The following is a 22,594-nucleotide window of genomic DNA, read 5'->3' on the forward strand; positions in this document are numbered from 1 at the left end:
CCGAGGAAGCACCGGCAGCCGAAGCCCCCGTGGCCGAGGAAGCACCGGCAGCCGAAGCCCCCGTGGCCGAGGAAGCACCGGCAGCCGAAGCCCCCATGGCCGAGGAAGCACCGGCAGCGGCAACCGAGGCCACGGCCGAGGAAGCAGCTCCCGCCCCGGCGCCGACCCCCGCAGCAGTGCCGACCCCGGCCGCCATGGCCCCGTCGCCCGGCGCACCGCGCCCGATGGGCAAGCACGCCGCCAAGGCCGCCGCGCCGGTTGCAGCTCCCCCAAGCTTCACCACCCCGCTGGAGGAAGCCGCGAAGATCAGCCGCGTTTCCGAGGGCGGCCACGTGTTTGTCATCATCGACGGCACCGAGCACCCGGTGGGCCAGTACCCCGATGCCACCGCCGAGGAGGCCCTGGCCTACTTCGTGCGCAAGCACGACGAGGTCGTATCCTCCCTGATGCTGCTCGAGCAGCGTGTGGCGGCCAAGGCGCCGAGCTCGGACATGAACAAGACCCTGGACCACCTGGCCGCCACCGTGGCCGAACGCGCCATGGTCGGGGACATCCCGGCGCTTGAGGCACGCATCGAGACCGCCCGCGCGGCCGTCGCCGAACTGGTTGCCGTTGAACGCAAGGCCAACGAGGAGCTGCGAGCCACCGAGCTCGCCGCCCGCGAGGCCATCGTCGCCGAGGCCGAGGCCTTGGCAGCGCTGGACCCGAGCACCGTGCAGTGGAAGCAGGGCTCCAACCGGATGAACGAGCTGTTCGATGCCTGGAAGACCGCGCAGAAGTCGGGCGTGCGCCTGGGCCGTTCCACCGAGGATTCGCTCTGGAAGCGTTTCCGCGGGGCCCGGACCACTTTTGACCGCCACCGCAGGGCCTACTTCTCGCAGCTGGATGCCACCAACGCCGAGGCCAAGGCCGCCAAGGAAGCGTTGATCGCCCGTGCCGAGGAACTCTCGCACTCCACCGACTGGGGGGCAACGGCCGGGGAATACCGCCGCCTGATGGACGAGTGGAAGGCCTCCAAGCGCGCCTCGCGCAAGGACGACGACGCCCTGTGGGCACGCTTCCGCGCCGCCCAGGACGTGTTCTTCGAGGCACGCCAGTCCGCGAACGCCGCCATCGACGAGGAGTTCGGGGCGAACCTCATCGTCAAGGAGGCGTTGTTGGTCGAGGCCAAGGCGCTGCTGCCGATCAAGGACCTGGCCACCGCCAAGCGCCTGCTCGATTCGATCCGCGACCGCTGGGAATCCGCGGGCAAGGTCCCGCGCGCCGACATGCAGCGCGTGGAATCCTCACTGCGCCAGGTCGAGGACGCCGTTCGTTCGGCGGAGGACGACCAGTGGCGCCGCTCCAACCCGGAGACCAAGGCACGGTCGAACTCGATGCTGACCCAGCTCGAGGACGCCATTGCCGGGCTCGAGGACGACCTGGCCAAGGCGAAGGCCAAGGGCGTGGAGTCCAAGATCAAGGCCGCCCAGGAAGCCCTGGACGCCCGCCGCCTGTGGCTCGAGACGCTGCAGAAGTCCTCGGCCGACTTCCAGTAGCAGCCTCACGGCAGCACGGCGCCGGGCGGGTGTGGTTCGCAGGAACCGCACCCGCCCGGCGCTTTTTGCTGACCCGGGCGGTGCGCGCGGGCGCAGTTATCCACAATTTCGGCTTCTCCCCTGCCGCCGGGGCACCGCGGCTGTGAGAGTGGGGGAATGGAAAGCACAAACACCGCCCGCAACCGGGTCCCGGGACCCGCAGCGCCGGCCGCACCACCACGGTTTCCGTCCCGGGCGCGCGGGGGCCCGCAGGTGGTCCTGGTCGACGAGCCGTTCACGCTCAACGAGCTGCAGGCACTGCGGCTGCGCGGGTCGTTGCGGGAAGTCTTGCCCGGGGCGTATATCGCCGCGGTGCATCCGGAAAACCCGGTGACCCGGGCGCAGGTGGCCGCCGCGGTGGCCGGGGAGCAACTGTTGCCCGGCAGGGCCCTGTGCAAGGGCACCGCCGCGTGGGTGTACGGCTGCGCGCCCATGCCGCGCGAACTGGACATCGTGGTCCCGCGCTACCACCGGCCTTGCGCCCCGACGGCCCGGATGCTGCTGCGGTTGAGCGAGGGCGTGCTGGACGAGGAGCAGATCTGCACCGTGGGAGGCGTGGCGGTGACCTCGCCGCTGCGCACCGCGATGGACATCGCCTTCAATTCCGAGTGGCGTGAATCCCTGCCGGTGCTCGCGGCCATCGATGCCTCGCCGCGCCTGCGCTGCGGGTACCGGCAGATGCTGGACTCGATCAATGAGCAGGTGCGCCGGCCCGGACGGCGCCGCGCGCTGGGCGCGGTCACCCGGCTGATGGACGAAACCCTGCCCGCGGCGGCCTGAGAACCCCCGCGGGTCCTCCCCGCCGGGGTGGAAAACGCGCTAGGAGCGGCGGTTGCCACCGGAGGTGCGGTACACGTCGTACACCCCGTCGATGCGCCGCACCGCGTTCAGCACGTGGCTGAGGTACTTCGGGTCGCCCATTTCGAAGGCAAAGCGGGAGAAGGCCACCCGGTCCCGGGAGGTGGATACGCTCGCGGCCAGGATGTTCACGTGGTTCTCCGAGAGCACCCGCGTCACGTCCGAGAGCAGCGACTTGCGGTCAAGCGCCTCAACCAGGATCTCCACCAGGAAGACGCTGGACTTGGTCGGGGCCCACTGGACCTCGACCAGGCGGTCGGGCTGCTGTTCGAGCTGCTTGAGGTTCACGCAGTCGGTGCGGTGCACCGAGACCCCGGAGCCGCGCGTGACGAAACCGCGGATCGGATCCGGCGGCACCGGGGTGCAGCAGCGTGCCAGCTTCGCCAGCACCTCGCCGGCGCCCGGAACAACGACACCGGCATCGGATTCGGCGGCCCTCCCGGGCACCGCGTAGATGGGGGTTTCCTCCAGCACCTCCGCGACGGATCCGTTTTCCCCGCCGACCAGCGCGGTGAGGTGTTCGATGACGTTCTGCGCACTGGTGTGCCCGTCGCCAACTGCGGCGTAGAGCGCGGAGATGTCGTGGTGGCGCAGCTCCTGCGCGACGGCGGAGAGCACGTCGTGGGTCATGAGCTTTTGCAGCGGAAGGTTGTTCTTCCGCAGCGCCTTGGTCAGCTGCTCCTTGCCCTTCTCAATGGCTTCCTCGCGGCGTTCCTTGGTGAACCACTGCCGGATCTTGTTCCGGGCGCGCGCGGACTTCACGAAGCCCGCCCAGTCCTGGGACGGGCCGGCGTTCTCCGCCTTGGAGGTGAAGACCTCCACCATGTCGCCGTGGTGCAGCTCCGAGTTCAGCGGGACCAGCTTGCCGTTCACCCGGGCACCGATGGTGCGGTGCCCCACGTCGGTGTGCACCGCGTAGGCGAAGTCCACCGGGGTGGAGCCCACCGGCAGGGACATGATCTGGCCCTTGGGGGTGAAGACGAAGACCTCGGCGGTGTTGATCTCGTAGCGCAGGGAATCCAGGAACTCGTTGGAGTCGGAAGTTTCCTTCTGCCAGTCCATGAGGCTGCGCAGCCAGTCCATGTCCTGTTCCTCGACCGAGCGGGAGTCCCCGCCGTTGCCGTGCTTGTATTTGAAGTGCGCCGCCACGCCGTACTCGGCGCGCTGGTGCATGTCGTGGGTGCGGATCTGGATCTCCACCGGCTTGCCGTCGGGGCCGATCACGGTGGTGTGCAGCGACTGGTACAGGTTGAACTTGGGCAGCGCGATGTAGTCCTTGAAGCGCCCCGGCAACGGGGTCCAGCGCGCATGCATCAGCCCCAGCACCGCGTAGCAGTCCTTGACGGTGTCAACCAGGACCCGCACGCCCATCAGGTCGTGGATGTCGTCGAAGTCCTTGCCGCGCACGATCATCTTCTGGTAGATCGAGTAGTAGTGCTTCGGCCGGCCGCTGACGGTGGCCTTGAGCCTGGCGGCGGTGATGTCCTCGGTGATGGCGGAGCGCACCGTGGCCAGGTATTTCTCCCGTTCCGGGGTCCGCTCCCCCACCATGCGCACGATTTCCTCGTACACCTTGGGGTGCAGCGCGGCGAAGGAGAGGTCCTCGAGCTCCCACTTGACGGTGTTCATGCCCAGGCGGTGGGCCAGCGGGGCGAAGATCTCCAGGGTCTCGCGGGCCTTCTTGGCGCTGGATTCCGGGGAGACGTAGCGCCAGGTGCGCGCGTTGTGCAGGCGGTCGGCCAGCTTGATCAGCAGCACCCGGATGTCCTTGGACATCGCGATGACCATCTTGCGCACGGTCTCGGCCTGCGCGGCCTCCCCGAACTGGACCTTGTCCAGCTTGGTGACCCCGTCGACCAGCTTCGCGATCTCCTCGCCGAACTCGCGGGTCAGCTGCTCCAGGGAGTATTCGGTGTCCTCGACGGTGTCGTGCAGCAGCGCGGCGGCAAGGATCGCCCCGGTCATGCCCATCTCGGCCAGGATGGTGGCCACCGCGACCGGGTGGGTGATGTACGGGTCCCCGCTCTTGCGCTTCTGGCCCTCGTGGTGGTGCTCGGCGACCGCATACGCGCGGGCCAGCAGGTCGATGTCGGCCTTGGGGTTCTGCGCGCGCACGGTGCGCAGCAGGGGTTCCAGGGTCGGGGGCTGGGCGGTGGAGCCGCGTCCGGCCAGGCGGACCAGGCGGGAGATGGTCCCGCGCTTGGGTGCGGGATTCGGGGCCCCGGGCATCATGACACCGTGGTTCTCGGCCATGGGGTGCCTCCTATCGATCGGGATCCGTCGCGTGGGCGCGTGGCGCGCCGTGTGGCCCGGCCGTGGCTTGCGGCACCGGCCCCGGGAAGGGGGCCCGGCACCGCGGCACTTTCACCACGCCCAGGTTCCTCTTGCTAGGTTATAGCACTTCGCGCCCAAAGGCGGACGGCGGGGCCCCGGAGTCCACCTCCGGGGTCCCGCCGTCGCCGTGCCCGCAAAACGCTGGCCCGGGCGCGTGCCTAGGCGTTGGCCAGGCGGTGCGCCGCGATCTTCTTGTTGTGGCGCTCGATCTCCGGCTCGCCGTCACGCAGCAGCGAGTACAGCGGGGCCTGGACAAAGAGCGTGGACAGCGCCGAGACGATGATGCCGATGAACAATGCCAACGACAGGTCCTTGAGCGTCCCGGCACCCAGCAGGTAGGAGCCGATGAACAGGATCGAGGCCACCGGAAGCACGGCCACCACCGAGGTGTTGATCGAACGCACCAGGGTTTGGTTGATGCCCAGGTTCACCAGTTCCTCGAAGTTGCGCTTGGTCTGTGACTCGAAACCGGCGGTGTTCTCCCGGACCTTGTCGAAGACCACCACCGTGTCATATAGCGAGTAGCTCAGGATCGTCAGGAAGCCGATGATCGCCGAGGGGGTGACCTCGAATCCGGAGAGCGAATAGATCCCGGCGGTGATCACGACCACCTGGAGCAGTCCGATGATCGCGGCCAGGGACATCTTCCAGGTGCGGAAGTACGCGGCCATGAGCAGCGCCACCAGCACCACGAAGACGACCAGGCCGATGATTGCCTGCTTGGAGATGTCCGCGCCCCAGGTCGGGCCGACGAAGGTCGAGGTGACCTCCGACTTGGTCACCCCGTACGCGGTGGCCAGGGCCTCGGCCAGCGACAGCGTCTGGTCGTCGGTGAGCTTGTCGGTCTGCACGCGCATGGTGTTCGGGGCGATGTTGGTGACCCGGGGGTGGTGGTCCGGCGCGATCGCCACCACGGCATTTTCGCCGGTGGGAACGTCGGTGTGCTCGACCTTGGAGATGGTGAACTCGGATCCGCCGCGGAACTCGATGCCGAGGTTGAACCCGCCCTTGACAACGGGGACCAGGATGGCGAGCAGGACCAGGACCGCGGAAACGGACAGCCACAGCTTGCGCTTGCCCGTGAACGGGTAGGAACGCTTGCCGGTGTAGAGCTCGTTGCCCCAGGTTGCGAGACTAGCCATTTGATGAATCCTTATCCGCACGTTCGTCCGACTTGGTGGGCGCCGCGGTGGTGGCCGCGGCCTTGCGTCGCTCGGCGATGGTCTGCCGGCGTTCGGCTTCGGAAGCCGCCTTGGCGTTCTTCTTGCCGCGGGCGACTTCCGCCTCGGTGCTGAAGCTGCGGATCTTGCCCGCGCCCAGGTACAGCGGCACGGCTCCGAGCAGGGAGGGATCGAGCCCGGAGAACCGGTGCCCCTCGCCGAAGAACTTGGTCTTGCCCAGCAGCTGCAGCGTCGGGTGGGTGAGCAGGAAGACCACCACGATGTCCACCACGGCGGTCAGGCCCAGCGTGAAGGCGAAGCCGCGCACGTTGCCCACGGCCACGATGTACAGCACGATGGCGGCCAGGATGTTCACGGCCTTGGAGGCAAGGATGGTGCGCTTGGCGCGCTTCCAGCCGATTTCCACGGCCGAATGCAGCGGGCGTCCGTCACGCAGTTCGTCACGGATGCGTTCGAAGTACACGATGAAGGAGTCGGCGATCAGGCCGATGGACACAATCAGGCCCGCAACACCTGCCAGCGAGAGCCGGTAGTTCATCGACCAGCCCAGCAGCACCAGCGCGAGGTAGGTCAGCACGCCGGAAACCAGCAGCGAGACGATGGTGACCATGCCCAGCAGGCGGTACTGGAAGATCGAGTAGATCGCCACCAGCCCCATGCCGATGAGCCCGGCGATCAATCCGCTGCGCAGCTGGTCCGTACCCAGGGTCGCGGAGATCTGTTGCTCGGACTGGATCTCGAAGCTGATCGGCAAGGCGCCGAACTTCAGCTGGTCGGCCAGGGCCTTGGAGCTCTGTTCGGTGAAGTTGCCGGTGATTTCGGCGCGGCCATCGGCGATCACCGCGTTGGACCGCGGGGCGGAGATCACGGTGCCGTCAAGCACGATCGCGAACTGGTTCTGCGAACCTTGCATGGGGGTGATGCGCTTGGTGACCTCGGCGAACTTCTCCTTGCCCTCGGCGTTGAATTCGAGGGTCACGCCCCACTGCCCGGTGACCGCGCCCTGCTGGCCGCGGGACATGCCGAAGGAGGCATCGGTGATGTCGGCGCCGGGGACCTCGACCGGGCCCAGGATGTATTTGGAGCCCGTATCCGGTTCGCAGGAGATCATCGGCTTGGCCGGGTCGTGGACCTCTTCTGCACCCTGTCCGAGTTCCGTCGGGCAGTCGTACGCCTCGAACTTCTGGTACAGGGCCGCGTCGATCCAGTTCATGTCCGAGGCGTTCTCGGGCTTGGCGCTCGGCTTGGGCAGATCCGCCTTGGCCAGTCGCTGTTCCTCGGGAACGGCGGTGAACGAGCCGGCCAGGATGACCGGGCGGAACTCCATGTTCGCCGAGGCCTGGATCAGCTCGCGGGTGCGGGTATCGGGGATGCCCGGCATGGACACGACGACGTTTCGGCCGGACTGCGTGGTGATCTCGGCTTCCGAGACGCCGGTGCCGTCCACGCGCTGGCGGATGATTTCCACGGCCTGGTCCAGCTGTTCCTGCGTTGCCGCAGCACCGCCCGCCACCCGTGGTGCCAAGATCATTTGGGTGCCACCCTCGAGGTCGAGGGCAAGCTTGGGGGCAAAAGCTGCTTTCCCGCTCAGCACGCCGGTAATCAGGATGGCGGCCGAAATGAGGAAGATAACGCCGAGCCACAGCAGGGATTTGCGCGCCTGCTTGATCGGACCAGTAGATGACATCGTGAGGCTTTCTGGTTGTTCCACCGCCCCTGGGGGATGGAGATTCCGCGGAAAACCCGGAGCCTGCCTGCGCCCCGCCCCTGCGGGGTGGGGGTTGGGGCTGCTCCGGGCCGCATGGTGAAGGTCAATCGAAAGCCGGATCGCTCACCGGCGGGTCTGTGTGGCCCGCGGAAATCCGGCTGCCGTTCACTGCTGGGTTGGTGTGCCCGAAGGCGCCAAGCGGACTAGGCCTTGGGGCCCTTGTCGTCGTTGTTCAGGCGGCGCAAGGTCTCTTCGGGGGTTTCGTTTTCCGCTCCCGGGGCCTCATCGGCGCTCTCGACCGAGGCCGAGGTCAGCGACGAGGCGTCGTTGGGGACCTCAACCGATGCGCCAGCCTCTTCCGAGGCGACGACCTTGGCGACAACCTGGGAGTGGACGGTGACGAAGCTGCCCGGGGAAACCTCCAGGACGATCTTGTTTTCGTCGGTGTCGATGCTCGCAATGGTGCCAAAGAGACCGAACTGGGTCATCACCTCGGCGCCCACGGCAAGGTTGGAGCGGATCTCTTCCTGGGCCTTGGCGGCCTTCTTGCGGCCACGCATCATCATGAAGATCAGCAGGCCGAAGGCGGCGAGCATGATCAGCATGGTCGGGTCGAATGGGGCCTTTTCGCCGGAAGCGGCTTGGGCCAAAACGTATTCGGTCACGTGTGGATACCTGTTCCTAAGTCATTGTCAGCGGCGCGCACAATCGCAATTGCGCAGCCGGTGGGCCTATCCATACTATAGGGAGTTCCTGACCAAACCCCGACCACAACGCAGTTTTGGCCTGCGAATGTCCTTGGAATGCGCCGTCGCGCCCCAAGGTGAGAGCCCTGCCGGCTACTCGGCTTCTTCGTCGTCAAGCCCAAGACCGGACCGGCCTGCGAAGATGGCATCGGCCGGCATGCGAAGCCCCAGGTGGTTCCAGGTCTCCGCGGTGGCGATCCGGCCGCGCGGGGTGCGTCCCAGCAGGCCCTCGCGAACCAGGAACGGTTCGGCGACCGTCTCCACGGTCTCGGGCTCCTCCCCCACCGCAATGGCCAGGGTGGACAGGCCCACCGGCCCCCCGCCGAACTTGGTGCACAGGGCATGGAGCACCGCGCGGTCCAGCCGGTCCAATCCGCGGACGTCGACCTCGTACATGTCCAGGGCCGCGGAGGCGGCGCGTGCGTCAATGCTTTCGAGCCGGTTCACCAGCGCCCAGTCGCGCACGCGGCGCAGCAGCCGGTTGGCAATGCGGGGGGTGCCGCGCGAACGCGAGGCGATCTCGCTGAAGGCCGCGGAGTTGACCTTCAGCGAAAGCATCATGGCCGAACGGCGCAGCACCAGCTCGAGTTCCTCGACGCTGTAGAACTCCAGGTGCCCGGTGAATCCGAACCTGTCGCGCAGCGGGCCCGGCAGCAGTCCGGCGCGGGTGGTGGCACCGACCAGCGTGAAGGGCGGAAGTTCCAGCGGGATGGCGGTGGCGCCGGCTCCCTTGCCGACGATGATGTCGACGCGGAAGTCCTCCATGGCCATGTAGAGCATTTCCTCGGCGGGGCGGCTCATCCGGTGGATCTCGTCCAGGAAAAGCACCTCGCCCTCGGTGAGGGAAGAGAGGATCGCTGCCAGGTCCCCGGCGTGCTGGATGGCCGGGCCGGAGCTGATGCGCAGCGGCGCGTTCATTTCGGCGGCGATGATCATCGACAGCGTGGTCTTGCCCAGGCCGGGAGGGCCCGAGAGCAGGACGTGGTCGGCGGTCCGCTCGCGGATCTTGGAGGCCTCGAGCACCAGGGAGAGCTGTTGGCGCACCCGGTGCTGTCCGACGAAATCGTCCAGGTTCTTGGGCCGCAGGGCCGCCTCGAGCACCCGTTCCTCGGGCTCGGGGCCGGCATTGGTCAGCTCGCCGGTTTCTGTCATGTCGTACTCCTAGTTTCCGGGCCGGTTCCCGCGCCCCAGGGAACGCAGCACCGCCCGCAGGATTTCCGGCACGCTGCCGGTGGCAACGATTTCCGGGTCGTTCTTGGCCAGTGCTTCCAGCGCCTTGTTGGCGTCCTTCTCGGTCCAGCCCAGGCCGGTGAGTGCCTCGAGGACCTGGGGCTCCCAGGTGGGTGCCGCCGGGCTTCCGGCCGGAACCGGTGCGCCGGTGGGCACCAGCTTTCCGTTGAGCTCGAGCACGATGCGCTGGGCGCCCTTGGGCCCGATGCCCGAGACCTTGGTGAAGGCCTTGGTGTCCTTGGTGCTGGCGGCGATGCGGACTTCCTCCGGGGTATGCACCGAAAGGATTGCCAGGCCGGTGCGCGGCCCGATGCCCGAGACCCCGGTAAGGACCTCGAAGACCTCGCGTTCGTCACCGGAGGCGAAGCCGAAGAGCGTCATGGAGTCCTCGCGCACCACCATGGAGGTGTGCACGAATGCTTCCCGGCCCACCTGCAAGGTGGCCAGCGTCTGCGGGGTTGCCTGGATCAGCATGCCGAAGCCGCCGACCTCGATGACCGCGTTGTTCAGGTTGACCTGTTGGGGCACTCCTCGCAGCGTACTGATCATGGGGGTGTTCCTCCGTGGTGCCGGGCCGCGCCGGTGGTACCCGAAACACGCAAGCCATACGAATATATCTACGAACAGCTTACAGGTTCCTTGGCGCGCACCCGCGGACGCACGCAGCGCAGGACGTCAGGGGCTGGTTCCCTGCGGTCCCTAGCGTGCCTTGACCGCTCGGGCCTTGGCTTCGGCGGCGATCCAGGCGCGCTGGGCGGGCGTCAAGCCCGAGGATCCGCCGGAGGGCCGCGGGGCGGAGGCCGAGGCTGCGGCACCGGCGGCACCGAATGCGGCGCCGCGCCAGCCGTGGGTGATGGCCAGCGCCGCGGCGTCGGCGGCATCGGCCGGGGACGGCGGGGCGTCCAGGCGCAGGATCTTGGCGACCATCTTGCCCACCGCCAACTTGTTGGCCGAGCCGGAGCCCGTCACCGCTGCCTTGACCTCGGTGGGGGTGTGCAGCGCCACCGGGATGTTCCGCCGGGCAGCGGCAACGATCACCACGCCCGAGGCCTGCGCGGTGCCCATCACCGTGCTGACGTTCAGTTGGCTGAAGACCCGCTCCAGGGCAACAACGTCGGGCTTGTGCTCATCGAGCCACGCATCGATGCCGTCGGCGATGGCCAGCAATCGCTGGTCCAACGGGGTCCCCGGAGGGGTCCCCACCACCGAGACATCGATGAGCGTGGCCCGGCGGTTGGGTTCAACGTCGACCACGGCCAGGCCGCAACGGGTCAGGCCCGGGTCGACGCCCACCACTCGCAGGGCCATGTGGTGGCTAGTCCTCTTCGAGTTCTGCCATGACCTCGGCACTGATGTCCGCGTTGGAGTAGACGTTCTGCACGTCGTCCAGCTCCTCGAGCGCGTCGGCAAGCTTCAGGAACTTGCGGGCCGCTGCCGCATCAAGCTGGACCTGCATCGAGGGCACGAATTCGACTTCGTCGGTTTCGTATTCGATTCCGGCCTCCTCGAGCGCGGAAACAACCGCACGCAGGTCGGTCGGCTCCGAATGGATCTCGAAGTGGTCCCCGGATTCCTTGACCTCGTCGGCCCCGGCGTCCAGCACCGCCATGAGCAGGTCGTCCTCGGTGAGGTCCTTCTTCGGCAGGCCGACGACTCCCCGGCGGGAGAACAGGTATGCGACCGAGCCGGGGTCCGCGACGGTGCCGCCGTTGCGGGTGATGCCCAGGCGCACCTCGGAGGCCGCACGGTTCTTGTTGTCGGTCAGGCATTCGATCAGCAGGGCCGAGCCCTGCGGTCCGCGTGCCTCGTAGATGATCTCGGTGTAGTCGATGACCTCGCCGGTCAGGCCGGCGCCGCGCTTGACCGCGCGGTCGATGTTGTCGTTGGGCACCGAGGTCTTCTTGGCCTTGGAGACAGCGACCTCGAGGGCCGGGTTTCCGGCCAGGTCGGCGCCGCCTGCGCGCGCAGCAACCTCGATGTTCTTGATCAGCTTGGCGAACGCCTTGGCGCGCCTGCTGTCGAGGATTGCCTTCTTGTGTTTCGTGGTTGCCCATTTGGAGTGGCCGGACATGCTTACGCGTCTCCTCTGATCATTTGAATGAAAAGTTCATGGATCCGGCGCTCCCCGGCCACCTCGGGGTGGAAGGAAGTCGCCAATAATTTTCCAGAACGTACTGCAACAATTCTAGCCACCCTTGTCCCGTCCACGCCCAGGGGCGTGTTTTCCGCGGGAATGGTGGCCAGCACCTCTACGGACTCCCCCGCGCTTTCCACCCAGGGTGCGCGGATGAATGCCGCGCGGACCGGCGCGGTGGCACGGTCCGGGTCCTGGCTGGGAAGGGCGTTCAGTCCCTTGATCTCAAGGTCGACCTCGAACGAGTCGACCTGTCGCCCGAAGGCATTGCGCCTGACCACCATATCGATTCCCCCGAAGCTTTGCTGGGGCTCGCCCTTCATGTTGGTGGTGGGATCGGCAATTGTGTCCGCCAGGAGGATCATTCCGGCGCACGATCCATAGACCGGGAACCCGTCGGCGATCCTGGCCCTGAGCGCCTCGGCCACCCCGTACATGCGGGCGAGCTTGTCGATCACCGTTGACTCCCCGCCGGGGATGACCAAGCCGTCCAGGTCCGCCAGGGCGCCCGGTGTCTTCACCGGCAGCGCAAGGGCACCGAGTGATTCGAGTGCTTGCAGGTGTTCGCGTACATCCCCTTGCAGGGCAAGGACTCCGATTCGTGGCGCCAAGGTGGATCGCTTTCTGGTCTCGTGGAATGGATCATGCATGCCGCGCGCACCGAGATGAAGTACGTGGACAGCTCAGGATAAACCCGCCGAACCCCGTGGGAATATTTTCGTGACACGCCCGGGTGCCCGGCGGCCGGTCAGCGGCCGCCCAAGGACCACATCTTTGCGCCGTTGGCCTTGGCGTCCATGGAGTTCACGGTGTCGGTGGTGCGCTTGAGCGAGGCGGCATCCTGGGCCTCGGTGGTGCACGGGGCCGAAGCCCTGGCGGGCAGTGCGCACCAGCGCAACGGGGATGGTTTCATGATGTGCGGTGCCCACAGCAGGCTCCCGGGCTTCCAGGTGTCTCCGGTGCGCACGAACTGCATCTTCACCGTGAGCCCCTCCTTGTTCAGCGGGGTCTTGGTCGCGTGCTTGGCCACGGAGTTGCCCAACCCGTACACAATCCAGGTGCCCTGGTGCTTTTCGATCGGCAGCACCGAGTGGGTGTGGTGGGAGTAGATGAAGTCGAACTCGCCGCTGGCCGCCAGCGAGCGGTACAGTGCCAGCTGGGAGGCGGTGGGTGCGCTGGTGTATTCGGCGCCGTCGTGGATCGCGGCAAGCACGATGTCCGCCCCGGCCGCGCGTGCCGCCTTGGCCCGGGCCACCAACGAGGCCTGCTCGATGTCGTCGACCCGCCACGGCACGTCTTCCTTCATCCCGTTCAGTGAATAGGTGCCGGCGATGACCGCGACCTTGGCGCTGCCCGCCGGAACCAGCAGCGGCCTTTGGGCCTCGGCCTTGCTACGGTAGGAGCCGGTGGAAACCATCCCGGCCGCCTCCAGCGCGTCCAGGGTCCGTTTGACCCCGGCAACGCCGGCGTCCATGGAATGGTTGCTGGCGGTGCTGCAGCCGTCATAGCCGACGTCCTTCAAGGCCGGGATGATCTGTGGCGGAACGTTGAACATCGGGTACCCGCCGAACGGCCCGTTCGGCGCCGCAACCGGGGTTTCCAGGTTGCACAGGGCCAGGTCGCTTTGGTCCAGGTAGGGGGCGATGCCCGCAAGCAGGGGGCCGAAGTCGTATTTCCCATTCCCGTCCTGCTTGGCTTGGGCCCACAAGGCCGGGTGCAGCAGGATGTCCCCGGCCACCGCGACCTCGATGCACTCGTCCCCCGGGCACGATGGGTCCGCGGGTTCCGCGACGGCCTTGGTGGCGCTTGGGGACGGGGTGGCCGGGGCCGCCGGGGTTTCGGGGCTGGAGGCCGCCGGAGTGGAGGTCACCGGACCGCTGGCCGCGGCGGGAACCTGCGGCGGGGCGGGTGTGCAGGCAGCCAGGGATGCAGCCAGCAGCAGTGCGGTGCCAATGGCTGCGCGTTTTCGGGCCCCGGGCCCATGCACGATTCGATCAAACATGCTCCGAGCCTAACCTTTGCCGCGTGCATTCCGGCGCGGGATACCCACAGCGCCGCGGGCTTATGACAGGGTTAACACCATGCATAATCCGTTGCTTGAGCGAAGCACCTTGCCGTTTGAATTCCCAGATTATTCAGCCCTGGAGGCAGCCCACTACCTGGATGCCGTCCAGCAGGGTGTCGCTGGGCACCTGGAAGAACTTCGGGCCATCGCGCAAAACACGCAGGCCCCGACCTTTGAGAACACCTTTGTGGCCATGGAACGCAGCGGCGCGCTGCTGCGGCGCGCCGTGATGGCGTACTGGACGGTCTTCTCCGCCCATGGCACCGACGAACTGCGCGAGATCGACCCGCAGATCCAGTCGCTGGTTTCCGGCCACCAGGATGCCATCCACCTTGACGGGGAGCTTTTTGCGCGCCTGGCCTCCCTGGACGCCGATCCGCTCGGCGGCGAGGACAAGCGGCTGGTCGCAGAGACGCTGCGCACCTTCCGTGCCGCCGGCGCCGAACTCGATGCGGAGCGCAAGGAGCAGTTGCGCGCACTGAACAGCGAGATCACGGACCTGTCCAGCGAATACTCACGCAGGCTCCTGGGCGCCATGAACGAGGCCGCCGTACACTTTGCCGATCCGGGGGAACTGGCCGGGCTCAGCGACGGGGAACTGGGCTCCGCCGCGGATGCGGCGCGCGACGCAGGGTACCCCGACGGCTACCTGCTGACCCTGGTCCTGCCCACCGGGCAGCCGCTGCTCGAGCGACTCGAACTTTCCGCTTCGCGACGACGGCTCTTCGAGGCCTCGGTGAACCGCGGCCAGGAGGGCGAAAACCGGACCCTGGACCTGGCTGCGCGGATGGCGTCGCTGCGCTCGAAGCGTGCGGCTCTGCTGGGCTTTGCGACGCACGCCGACGTGGTGCTGCAGGAGGCCACCGCCCCGGACCTGGCTGCGGTGCGCGGCCGCCTGGCCGAGCTCATCCCGGCTGCCGTGGCCAACGCCCGGGCCGAGGCCGGGGAACTGGAGAAGATTTCCGGTTCCCCCATCCAGCCGTGGGACTGGGCTTACTACTCCGCCGCCGTGGCGCGCGAACGCCACGCGCTGGACCGCGGGGCGTTGCGCGAATACTTCGAGCTCGATGCGGTGCTCGAGCGCGGCGTCTTTGCCGCAGCCTCCCGCCTCTACGGGTTGGGCTTCACCGAGCGTTTCGACTTCCCGCCCTACCACCCCGACGTGCGCACCTGGGAGGTCTTCAACGAGGACGGCTCCACGCTGGGCCTGTTCGTGGGCGACTTCTTTGCCCGTCCCACCAAGGCCGGGGGTGCGTGGATGAACTCCATCCGCGAGTCCGCGTCCCTGCTGGGCGAGCGTCCCGTGGTCACCAACACCCTGAACATCCCCAAGCCAGCGGCAGGCGAACCGGCACTGGTGTCCCTCGACGAGGTCAACACGCTGTTCCACGAGTTCGGCCACGCGCTGCACGGGCTGTTTTCCGCCGGACTCTACCCGTCGCTGGCCGGCACCAGTGTGCCGCGCGACTTCGTCGAGTACCCCTCGCAGGTCAACGAGATGTGGGCCCTGCACGGCGAGGTGCTGCCCGGCTATGCCGCGCACACGCGCACCGGGGAACCGCTGCCGGAGGGCACGGTCCAGGCCCTGGAGGCCGCGGCGCTGTGGGGCGAGGGATTCGCCACCACCGAGTACCTCACCGCAGCCGTCCTGGATTTGGCCTGGCACTCGCTGACCGACGGGGAACTGGTTTCCGATCCGCTGGCCTTCGAGCAGCGGGTACTTTCAGAGGCCGGGCTGATCCCGGAGCTGGTGCCCTCGCGCTACCGCACCGGCTACTTCAAGCACATTTTCGACGGCGGGTACTCGGCCGGCTACTACTCCTACATCTGGTCGGAGGTGCTGGACGCCGACACCGTCGAGTGGTTCACAGAAAACGGCGGGCTGAAGCGGGAAAACGGCGAACGGTTCCGCACCGAGCTGCTCTCGCGCGGCAACACCCGCGACCCGCTTGAATCCTATGGAATCTTCCGCGGCCGCGAAGCCCGGATCGAACCGCTGCTGGTGCGCCGCGGACTGGCAAGGAGCACGAACGCGTGACAACAATTGGTTTTGCGCAGGACGCGCTCTCGCACTGGCACCAGGCCATGGCGATCGCCACCGGCGGCAAGCTCTTCACGACCCACGGCTGCTCGTGGGCCTGGCAGCCGGCCCGCGGCCGGCTGGTGCTGCTCTTCCCCGCCCACGCGCAGGAGGCCGGGCTGCGCCCGGGCCTGGCCGAAGGCACGCGCCTGGGTGCGCGCCGGGTCGAGGCCTGGGTTAATTCCGGTGCGCCCTCCGGCCCGCTGGAGGCCGCAGGGTTCTCCGATGCCGCACAGATTTCCTGGCATGCCGGCGAGCTGGTCGGACCGGAGGAACCGTGGGACGGACGCGTGCGCCTGGGCACGGAGATCCCCGAGGCCAGTGGCGCCGACGCGAAGGAATTGCAGGTCGCCAACCTCTGGCGCGATCCGGCCGCTGCCGGACTAAGCGCCGGGCACCCGGCGTTGCGCCGCATCGAGCAGGCCACCGCGCGCACCCTCGAGGGCGAGTTGGTGGGCCGCGCCTTTGCCCAGCAGGCCTTCGGCGGCCAGCTGGCCATCCACGGCCTGGCCGTGACCCCGGCGCAGCGCCGGAGGGGCGTGGGCTCGGCCCTGCTCAACGGGCTGGCCCGCGGCATGGTCAATCCGCTGGGGCTGGAGGAAGACACACCCATCGAACTGATTGCCGCCGCTTCCCCGAGTTCGGCACCGTTCTTCGAGGCCAACGGGATGCGTTTGCTGGGTCGCGGCCGCCACCTGGTGCTGCGCCAGTAGCCGCCCGGTGCCGTGCCGCCCGGCACGCCGGGTTCGCGGCCGCTTCCCGCGCTCTTGCCCCGAGGCGTGCCGTTCTCCACGCTGTTGATGGACCGCAGCCGCTTTTACCGGGAGGCCACCCAGGGCAGGCAGGTCCGCACTGGTCACCGGGACGTCCTCGGGGATCGGGGAAGCCACTGCCCGGAAGCTGCAGGCCATGGGTCTCACCGTCTACGCGGCGGCCCGACGCGTCGAGCGGATGCAGCGCCGCGAAGAGGACGGCATTGCCGTGCTGGCGATGGATGTCACCGACGATGCGTCCATGCGGGCCGGCATCGAGCGGATCATCACCGAGACCGGTCGCATCGACGTGCTGGTCAACAACGCCGGCTACGGTTCATACGGCGCCCTGGAAGACGTTGAAATCGACGAGGGCCGACGGCAGTTCGAGGTCAACGTGTTCGGTGCGATCAGGCTCGCGCAACTGGTGCTCCCCCACATGCGCGCCCGCGGCGCGGGCACCATCGTGAACATCTCCTCGATGGGTGGGAAGATATACACTCCGCTGGGCGGTTGGTACCACGGCACGAAATTTGCCCTTGAGGCACTGAGCGATTGCCTGCGCATGGAAGTCACGCCGTTCGGCATCGACGTCGTCGTGATCGAACCCGGAGGCATTGCCACCGAGTGGGGGCCGATCGCCGGGGATCTCGTCGAGCAGGCCTCCGGGCACGGTCCCTACGGCAGGCAGGCCGCTGCTGTCGTGAAGTTGTTGCGCGGGGAAACCACCGGCGGACGCAACTCACCTCCGGGGGTGGTGGCCGACGCGGTCGGAAGGGCCGTGCGCGCCTCCAGGTCCAAGACCCGGTACGCCGTCGGCTTCGGTGCCAGGCCGCTGGTCCTGGCGCGCCGCGGTCTTGGCGACCGCCTCTTCGAGGCGCTGATCACCCGGGCCACGGGCAAGCCCCGGCACTGACCCCGTGATTCCGGAGAGCAACAACACTCCCGCCGGCAGGCCACGGCAAACGGGCCGGGTGCTTTCCGGATCCGGCTTCCCCCCTTCCAATGAAGGGGATTCCTGAATCCGGTGCACCCGGCCCGCTGCTTGTCAGGCTATCGCCCGGAACCTACCAGCCGCGCTCGGCCAAGCGGTGCGGTGCCGGGATGTCGGCGACGTTGATGCCGACCATGGCTTCGCCCAGGCCGCGGGAGATCTTGGCCAGTTCGTCCGGATCGTTGAAGAAGGTGGTGGCCTTCACGACGGCTGCGGCACGCTGTGCCGGGTTGCCGGACTTGAAGATGCCCGAGCCCACGAACACGCCGTCGGCACCCAGCTGCATCATCATGGCGGCGTCGGCCGGCGTGGCGATGCCGCCGGCGGTGAAGAGCACGACCGGCAGCTTGCCGGTGGCGGCAACTTCCTTGACCAGCTCGTACGGGGCCTGCAGCTCCTTGGCTGCCACGTACAGCTCGTCCTTCGGCAGGGCCGCGAGCTTGGCGATCTCGGAGCGGATCTTGCGCATGTGGCCGGTGGCGTTGGAAACATCTCCGGTGCCGGCCTCGCCCTTGGAGCGGATCATCGCGGCACCCTCGTTGATGCGGCGCAGGGCCTCGCCGAGGTTGGTGGCGCCGCAGACGAAGGGGACCTTGAAGTTCCACTTGTCGATGTGGTGCTCGTAGTCGGCCGGGGAGAGGACCTCGGACTCGTCGACGTAGTCGACACCGAGGGACTGCAGGATCTGTGCCTCGACGAAGTGCCCGATGCGGGCCTTGGCCATCACCGGGATGGAAACCGCGGCGATGATGCTGTCGATCATGTCCGGGTCGCTGGCGCGCGAGACGCCGCCCTGGGCACGGATATCGGCAGGGACGCGCTCGAGGGCCATGACGGCAACGGCGCCGGCATCCTCGGCGATGCGGGCCTGGTCCGCCGTGACAACATCCATGATGACGCCGCCCTTGAGCATGTCGGCCATGCCCCGCTTGACGCGATCGCTACCTACGGTGGTTGCGGGGGTGGGGACGCCTTGGTTTTCAGACACCTTGGGGGTTCCTTTCAATAAGGTGAGCAGTACGCGAATCATCGTAGGTCCGCCGCGTCACAAAGGCCGCGGGTGTGTCGTCACAATTCAAAACTAGGTGCAAACACACCCAATGTCCACCGCGTAAAGCGGCGGTGAAAATGATGCGACTACTCGGCGGCCATAGATAAACATCCTAGTGGGATCGCCTATTTATGACTAGGCACCGGATTCCGGCCGCCCCCGGATCTCGAGGGCGGTAAATGCGGAAAATCAAATGCCGCCCTGGCCCCTGCGCCCCCGCTCCGGGCGCCCGGGCACCGGGCCCTTCCATGCTCGCCCAGGATTGCCTGCCTCTCGGTTGAAGGCACCCGCACACGCCAGATCACCCCGGGCCCTCGGGAATGCGGGAAGACGACGAACGCAAAAGAGCCGCACAGGCCGGCGCAACGGCGGCAACGGCGAAACGCGCATTAAACGGATCGGCCGCCGGGGGTCCTCCCCGACGGCCAATCCATGAAGTGCCTGGTCGCCTTAGTCCAGTTCCGCCCAGCCGGCGGCAAGGTCCAAGCGGATGTCGCCGAGCGTTGCCGGAATGGCCTTGGTCTCGGCAATGATCGGGAAGAAGTTCCCGTCCCCCGCCCAGCGCGGCACCACGTGCTGGTGCAGGTGCGCGGCAATCCCCGCTCCCCCGGTGACGCCCTGGTTCATGCCCAGGTTGAAACCGGTGGGGCGCGAGACGTGGCGCAGCACGCGCATGGACTTTTGGGCCAGCGCTGCCATCTCGGCGGTTTCCTCGGCGGTGATGTCGGTGTAGTCCGGCACGTGGCGGTACGGGCAGATCAGCAGGTGGCCCGGGTTGTACGGGAAGAGGTTCAGGATCACGTAGGCGGTCTTGCCGCGGTGGATGATCAGCGAATCCTCGTCGCTGCGGGTCGGCCCGGCACAGAAGGGGCAGGACTCCTCGTCCTTGACCTGGTCCTGGCCGGCCTTGATGTAGGCCATCCGGTAGGGAGTCCACAGGCGCTGGAACGAATCGGGCACCCCGGCGAGTTCGAAGTCGTCGGTGATGGCGGCATCGGCTGCTTCCTGGGACGCGCCACCCGGATGGGTGGATGCGTAGACGTTCGTGGACTCCCCCATGGATCTAGGCTTCCCGGTTCTTCACGGCCGCGACGATGCGGGCTACCGCCTCGTCGACGGGCACCCCGTTGTCGGTGCTGCCGTCGCGGAAGCGGAAGGAGACCGCCCCGGCCTCGGCGTCCTCGCCGCCGGCGATGAGCACGAACGGGACCTTTTCCTTCGACGCGGTGCGGATCTTCTTCGGGAAGCGGTCCGAGGAGATGTCCGCCTCGGCGCGGATGCCGGCGGCCTTGAGCTTGTCGATCACGTCGAACATGTACTCGTTGAAGGCCTCGGCCACGGGGATGCCCACGACCTGGACCGGGGAGAGCCAGGCCGGGAAGGCGCCGGCGTAGTGCTCGGTGAGCACGCCCATGAAGCGTTCCACGGAACCGAACAGGGCGCGGTGGATCATCACCGGGCGCTGGCGGGTGCCGTCAGCGGCCTGGTACTCGAGCTCGAAGCGCTCGGGCAGGTTGAAGTCCAGCTGGATGGTGGACATCTGCCAGGTGCGGCCCAGCGCGTCCTTGGCCTGGACGGAGATCTTCGGTCCGTAGAACGCGGCTCCGCCCGGGTCCGGGACCAGTTCCAGGCCCGAGGCCTCGGCGACCTCGGCGAGGGTGCGGGTGGCTTCGTCCCAGATGGCGTCATCGCCAACGAACTTCTCCGGGTTCTTGGTGGAGAGCTCCAGGTAGAAGTCATCCAGCCCGTAGTCCTTGAGCAGACCCAGCACGAAGTTCAGCGTTTCGGTGAGCTCGTCCTTCATCTGCTCCTTGGTGCAGTAGATGTGGGCGTCGTCCTGGGTCATGCCGCGCACGCGGGTGAGCCCGTGGACCACGCCGGACTTCTCGTAGCGGTAGACCGAACCGAATTCGAACAAGCGCAGCGGCAGTTCGCGGTAGGACCGTCCGCGCGAGCGGAAGATCAGGTTGTGCATCGGGCAGTTCATCGGCTTGAGGTAGTAGTCCTGGCCGGGCTTGCGCACCGTGCCGTCCTCGTTCAGCTCGGCGTCCACGTGCATCGGGGGGAACATCCCGTCGCGGTACCAGTCAAGGTGGCCGGAGACCTCGTAGAGGTGGCCCTTGGTGATGTGCGGGGTGTAGACGAACTCGTAGCCGGCCTCCACGTGGCGTGCGCGCGAGTAGTCTTCCATCTCCTTGCGGATGATCCCGCCGCGCGGGTGGAACACCGGCAGGCCGGAACCCAGCTCGTCGGGGAAGGAGAAGAGATCCAGCTCGACGCCGAGCTTGCGGTGGTCGCGGCGCTCGGCCTCGGCGATGCGCTCCTGATAGGCCTTCAGGGCTTCCTTGGTGGGCCAGGCGGTGCCGTAGATGCGCTGCAGCTGCTGGTTTTCCTGGTTGCCCAGCCAGTAGGCGGCCGAGGTGCGGGTCAGCGCGAAGGCGTTGGAGATCAGCTTGGTGTTGGGCAGGTGCGGGCCGCGGCACAGATCGCACCAGACGGTTTCGCCGGACTTGCGGTCGACGTTGTCGTAGATGGTGATTTCGCCGGCGCCGACCTCGACGTTGACGCCCTCGCCGGCCGAGTCGGCCTCGTTGGCCTTCTTCAGCAGCTCGAGCTTGTAGGGCTCGTGGGCCATGGCCTTGCGCGCCTCGTCCTCGGTGACGACGCGGCGGGCGAATTTCTGGTTCTGGTTCACGATCTTGAGCATCATCTTCTCGAGGGTCTTCAGGTCCTCGGGAGTGAACGGCTCGGCGACATCGAAGTCGAAGTAGAAGCCGTCGGTGATGTACGGGCCGATGCCAAGCTTGGCATCGGGACGCAGCTGCTGCACGGCCTGGGCCATGACGTGTGCGGTGGAGTGGCGAAGGACCTCGAGCCCGGCGGGGGAATCGATGGTGACGCGTTCGACGGCGGTTCCGGCCTCCAGCGGGCGGGCCAAATCGCGCAGCACGCCATCGACGTGCATGACGACGACCTCGCGGTCGTCGAAGTACAGCTCGGCCCCGGTAGTGCCGGCATTCACCTCGCGTTGTTCGCCATCGACGGTCAGTGTGATTTGCTCAAGCACTACGGCTCCTCGTTTCGTGGTTCGGCTTCATGGCTTGTGGCGTACGGTGGCCACAGCCAGCCAACCACCAGCTTAACCGACGCCCGCCGGTGCCAACCAATCGAAAACCACGCATGTCACGCTCGAGCGGCCCGCGCTCTCGGGGGCGGCGCTGCGATCAGGCGTGTTCAAGGTACTTGAGCACCGCCAGCACCCGCCGATGGTCGCCCCCGGATGGTTCCAGGCCCAGCTTGGAGAAGATCGCGGTGATGTTCTTCTCAACGGCCCCGGCGGAGAGGAAAAGCTCCGCGCAGATCCCCGCGTTGGTGCGCCCCTGTGCCATGAGTTCGAGCACCGACTGCTCCCGCGGAGTCAGCATCTGAAGCCCCGCGGGCCGGTTCGAGACGCTCATGAGCTGGCGGACGACCTCCGGGTCGAGCACGGTTTCCCCGGCGGCAATCCGCGCCAGCGCCTCGATGAACGAGCCCACGTCCGCCACCCGGTCCTTGAGCAGGTATCCGGTGCCCGAGGGCTGTCCGGCAAAGAGCTGGGAGGCGTAGCGCGTCTCCACGTATTGGGAGAGCACCAGCACCCCGACGCCGGGGTGGGTGGTGCGCAGGGCCAGGGCCGCGCGGATGCCCTCGTTGGTGGGGGTCGGCGGCATCCGGTTGTCCAGGATCACCACATCGGGAACGTCGGTCGCCATGGAGGCGAGCAGGTCCTCGGCGTTGTCCACCGCGGCAACGACCTGGTGCCCGCGGCCGGTCAGCAACTCGGTGAGCCCGGCGCGCAGCAGGGCCGAATCCTCGGCAATGGAAATCCTCATGCCCCAGTTTCC

The 22,594-nt window shown here is 67.5% G+C and carries 19 protein-coding genes; 5 read left to right on the top strand and 14 right to left on the bottom strand.

Annotation, left to right across the window (positions count from 1 at the left end; genetic code table 11):
• Nucleotides 1-1,538 (top strand): DUF349 domain-containing protein (locus J2T21_RS08695; RefSeq protein ID WP_373457908.1); only part of this gene is annotated, 1,538 nt, incomplete at its 5' end.
• A gap of 156 nt (nt 1,539-1,694) precedes the next feature.
• Complete coding sequence (locus tag J2T21_RS08700; RefSeq protein ID WP_307580505.1) at nt 1,695-2,357, top strand: type IV toxin-antitoxin system AbiEi family antitoxin; 663 nt, start codon at nt 1,695-1,697, stop codon at nt 2,355-2,357.
• A gap of 39 nt (nt 2,358-2,396) precedes the next feature.
• Here J2T21_RS08700 and J2T21_RS08705 read toward each other — a convergent pair whose 3' ends face one another.
• From J2T21_RS08705 to J2T21_RS08750, 10 genes are all read right to left on the bottom strand, one after another.
• A complete protein-coding gene (locus tag J2T21_RS08705) occupies nt 2,397-4,688 on the bottom strand; it encodes a RelA/SpoT family protein (protein ID WP_307580506.1) in 2,292 nt (763 codons plus the stop codon).
• Between the two features lie 239 nt (nt 4,689-4,927).
• Complete coding sequence (gene secF, locus J2T21_RS08710; RefSeq protein ID WP_307580508.1) at nt 4,928-5,911, bottom strand: protein translocase subunit SecF; 984 nt, start codon at nt 5,909-5,911, stop codon at nt 4,928-4,930.
• Nucleotides 5,904-7,637, bottom strand: coding sequence for a protein translocase subunit SecD (secD, locus tag J2T21_RS08715; protein WP_307580510.1), 1,734 nt, complete (start codon nt 7,635-7,637; stop codon nt 5,904-5,906). Before secD ends, secF begins: the two co-directional genes overlap by 8 nt.
• A 224-nt stretch (nt 7,638-7,861) precedes the next feature.
• On the bottom strand, nt 7,862-8,323 hold the full coding sequence (yajC, locus tag J2T21_RS08720) for a preprotein translocase subunit YajC (protein WP_307580512.1): 462 nt from the start codon (nt 8,321-8,323) through the stop codon (nt 7,862-7,864).
• A gap of 174 nt (nt 8,324-8,497) precedes the next feature.
• Nucleotides 8,498-9,556 (bottom strand): Holliday junction branch migration DNA helicase RuvB, encoded by a 1,059-nt coding sequence (gene ruvB / locus J2T21_RS08725; RefSeq protein WP_307580514.1) that lies wholly within the window; start codon nt 9,554-9,556, stop codon nt 8,498-8,500.
• Between the two features lie 9 nt (nt 9,557-9,565).
• Nucleotides 9,566-10,183, bottom strand: coding sequence for a Holliday junction branch migration protein RuvA (gene ruvA, locus J2T21_RS08730; RefSeq protein ID WP_071215115.1), 618 nt, complete (start codon nt 10,181-10,183; stop codon nt 9,566-9,568).
• 150 nt (nt 10,184-10,333) lie between these two features.
• Entirely contained in the window at nt 10,334-10,942 is a 609-nt protein-coding gene (gene ruvC / locus J2T21_RS08735) for a crossover junction endodeoxyribonuclease RuvC (protein WP_307580516.1), read from the bottom strand.
• Between the two features lie 7 nt (nt 10,943-10,949).
• The gene (locus tag J2T21_RS08740; RefSeq protein WP_307580518.1) at nt 10,950-11,705 is read right to left on the bottom strand and encodes a YebC/PmpR family DNA-binding transcriptional regulator; all 756 of its coding nucleotides are present in this window, start codon (nt 11,703-11,705) and stop codon (nt 10,950-10,952) included.
• Between the two features lie 2 nt (nt 11,706-11,707).
• Nucleotides 11,708-12,418 carry a pyridoxal 5'-phosphate synthase glutaminase subunit PdxT gene (gene pdxT / locus J2T21_RS08745; protein WP_373457909.1) on the bottom strand — a complete coding sequence of 237 codons (711 nt, stop codon included), beginning with the start codon at nt 12,416-12,418 and terminating at the stop codon, nt 11,708-11,710.
• A 98-nt stretch (nt 12,419-12,516) separates the two neighbouring features.
• Entirely contained in the window at nt 12,517-13,770 is a 1,254-nt protein-coding gene (locus J2T21_RS08750) for a CapA family protein (protein WP_307580522.1), read from the bottom strand.
• Nucleotides 13,771-13,849: 79 nt separating this feature from the next.
• Between J2T21_RS08750 and J2T21_RS08755 the strand changes: the two genes are divergently transcribed.
• The 3 genes from J2T21_RS08755 (at nt 13,850) to J2T21_RS08765 (ending at nt 17,581) form a co-directional block, all read left to right on the top strand.
• The gene (locus tag J2T21_RS08755) at nt 13,850-15,871 is read left to right on the top strand and encodes a M3 family metallopeptidase (RefSeq protein ID WP_307580524.1); all 2,022 of its coding nucleotides are present in this window, start codon (nt 13,850-13,852) and stop codon (nt 15,869-15,871) included.
• On the top strand, nt 15,868-16,626 hold the full coding sequence (locus J2T21_RS08760) for a GNAT family N-acetyltransferase (RefSeq protein WP_307580526.1): 759 nt from the start codon (nt 15,868-15,870) through the stop codon (nt 16,624-16,626). The genes J2T21_RS08755 and J2T21_RS08760 overlap by 4 nt, the downstream gene beginning before the upstream one ends.
• Before the next feature lie 139 nt (nt 16,627-16,765).
• A complete protein-coding gene (locus J2T21_RS08765) occupies nt 16,766-17,581 on the top strand; it encodes an oxidoreductase (RefSeq protein WP_307580946.1) in 816 nt (271 codons plus the stop codon).
• Nucleotides 17,582-17,732: 151 nt separating this feature from the next.
• Here J2T21_RS08765 and pdxS read toward each other — a convergent pair whose 3' ends face one another.
• From pdxS to J2T21_RS08785, 4 genes are all read right to left on the bottom strand, one after another.
• Nucleotides 17,733-18,689: a pyridoxal 5'-phosphate synthase lyase subunit PdxS gene (gene pdxS, locus J2T21_RS08770; RefSeq protein ID WP_373457910.1), complete on the bottom strand. Its 957-nt coding sequence runs from the start codon at nt 18,687-18,689 to the stop codon at nt 17,733-17,735.
• A gap of 471 nt (nt 18,690-19,160) precedes the next feature.
• Complete coding sequence (locus tag J2T21_RS08775; protein ID WP_307580528.1) at nt 19,161-19,769, bottom strand: HIT family protein; 609 nt, start codon at nt 19,767-19,769, stop codon at nt 19,161-19,163.
• A 4-nt stretch (nt 19,770-19,773) separates the two neighbouring features.
• A complete protein-coding gene (thrS, locus tag J2T21_RS08780; protein WP_307580530.1) occupies nt 19,774-21,777 on the bottom strand; it encodes a threonine--tRNA ligase in 2,004 nt (667 codons plus the stop codon).
• 157 nt (nt 21,778-21,934) lie between these two features.
• Nucleotides 21,935-22,582 carry a response regulator transcription factor gene (locus J2T21_RS08785; protein ID WP_307580532.1) on the bottom strand — a complete coding sequence of 216 codons (648 nt, stop codon included), beginning with the start codon at nt 22,580-22,582 and terminating at the stop codon, nt 21,935-21,937.
• Nucleotides 22,583-22,594 lie beyond the last annotated feature (12 nt).

The sequence above is a fragment of the Paeniglutamicibacter psychrophenolicus genome (assembly GCF_030812255.1).
Lineage (GTDB): Bacteria > Actinomycetota > Actinomycetes > Actinomycetales > Micrococcaceae > Paeniglutamicibacter > Paeniglutamicibacter psychrophenolicus_A.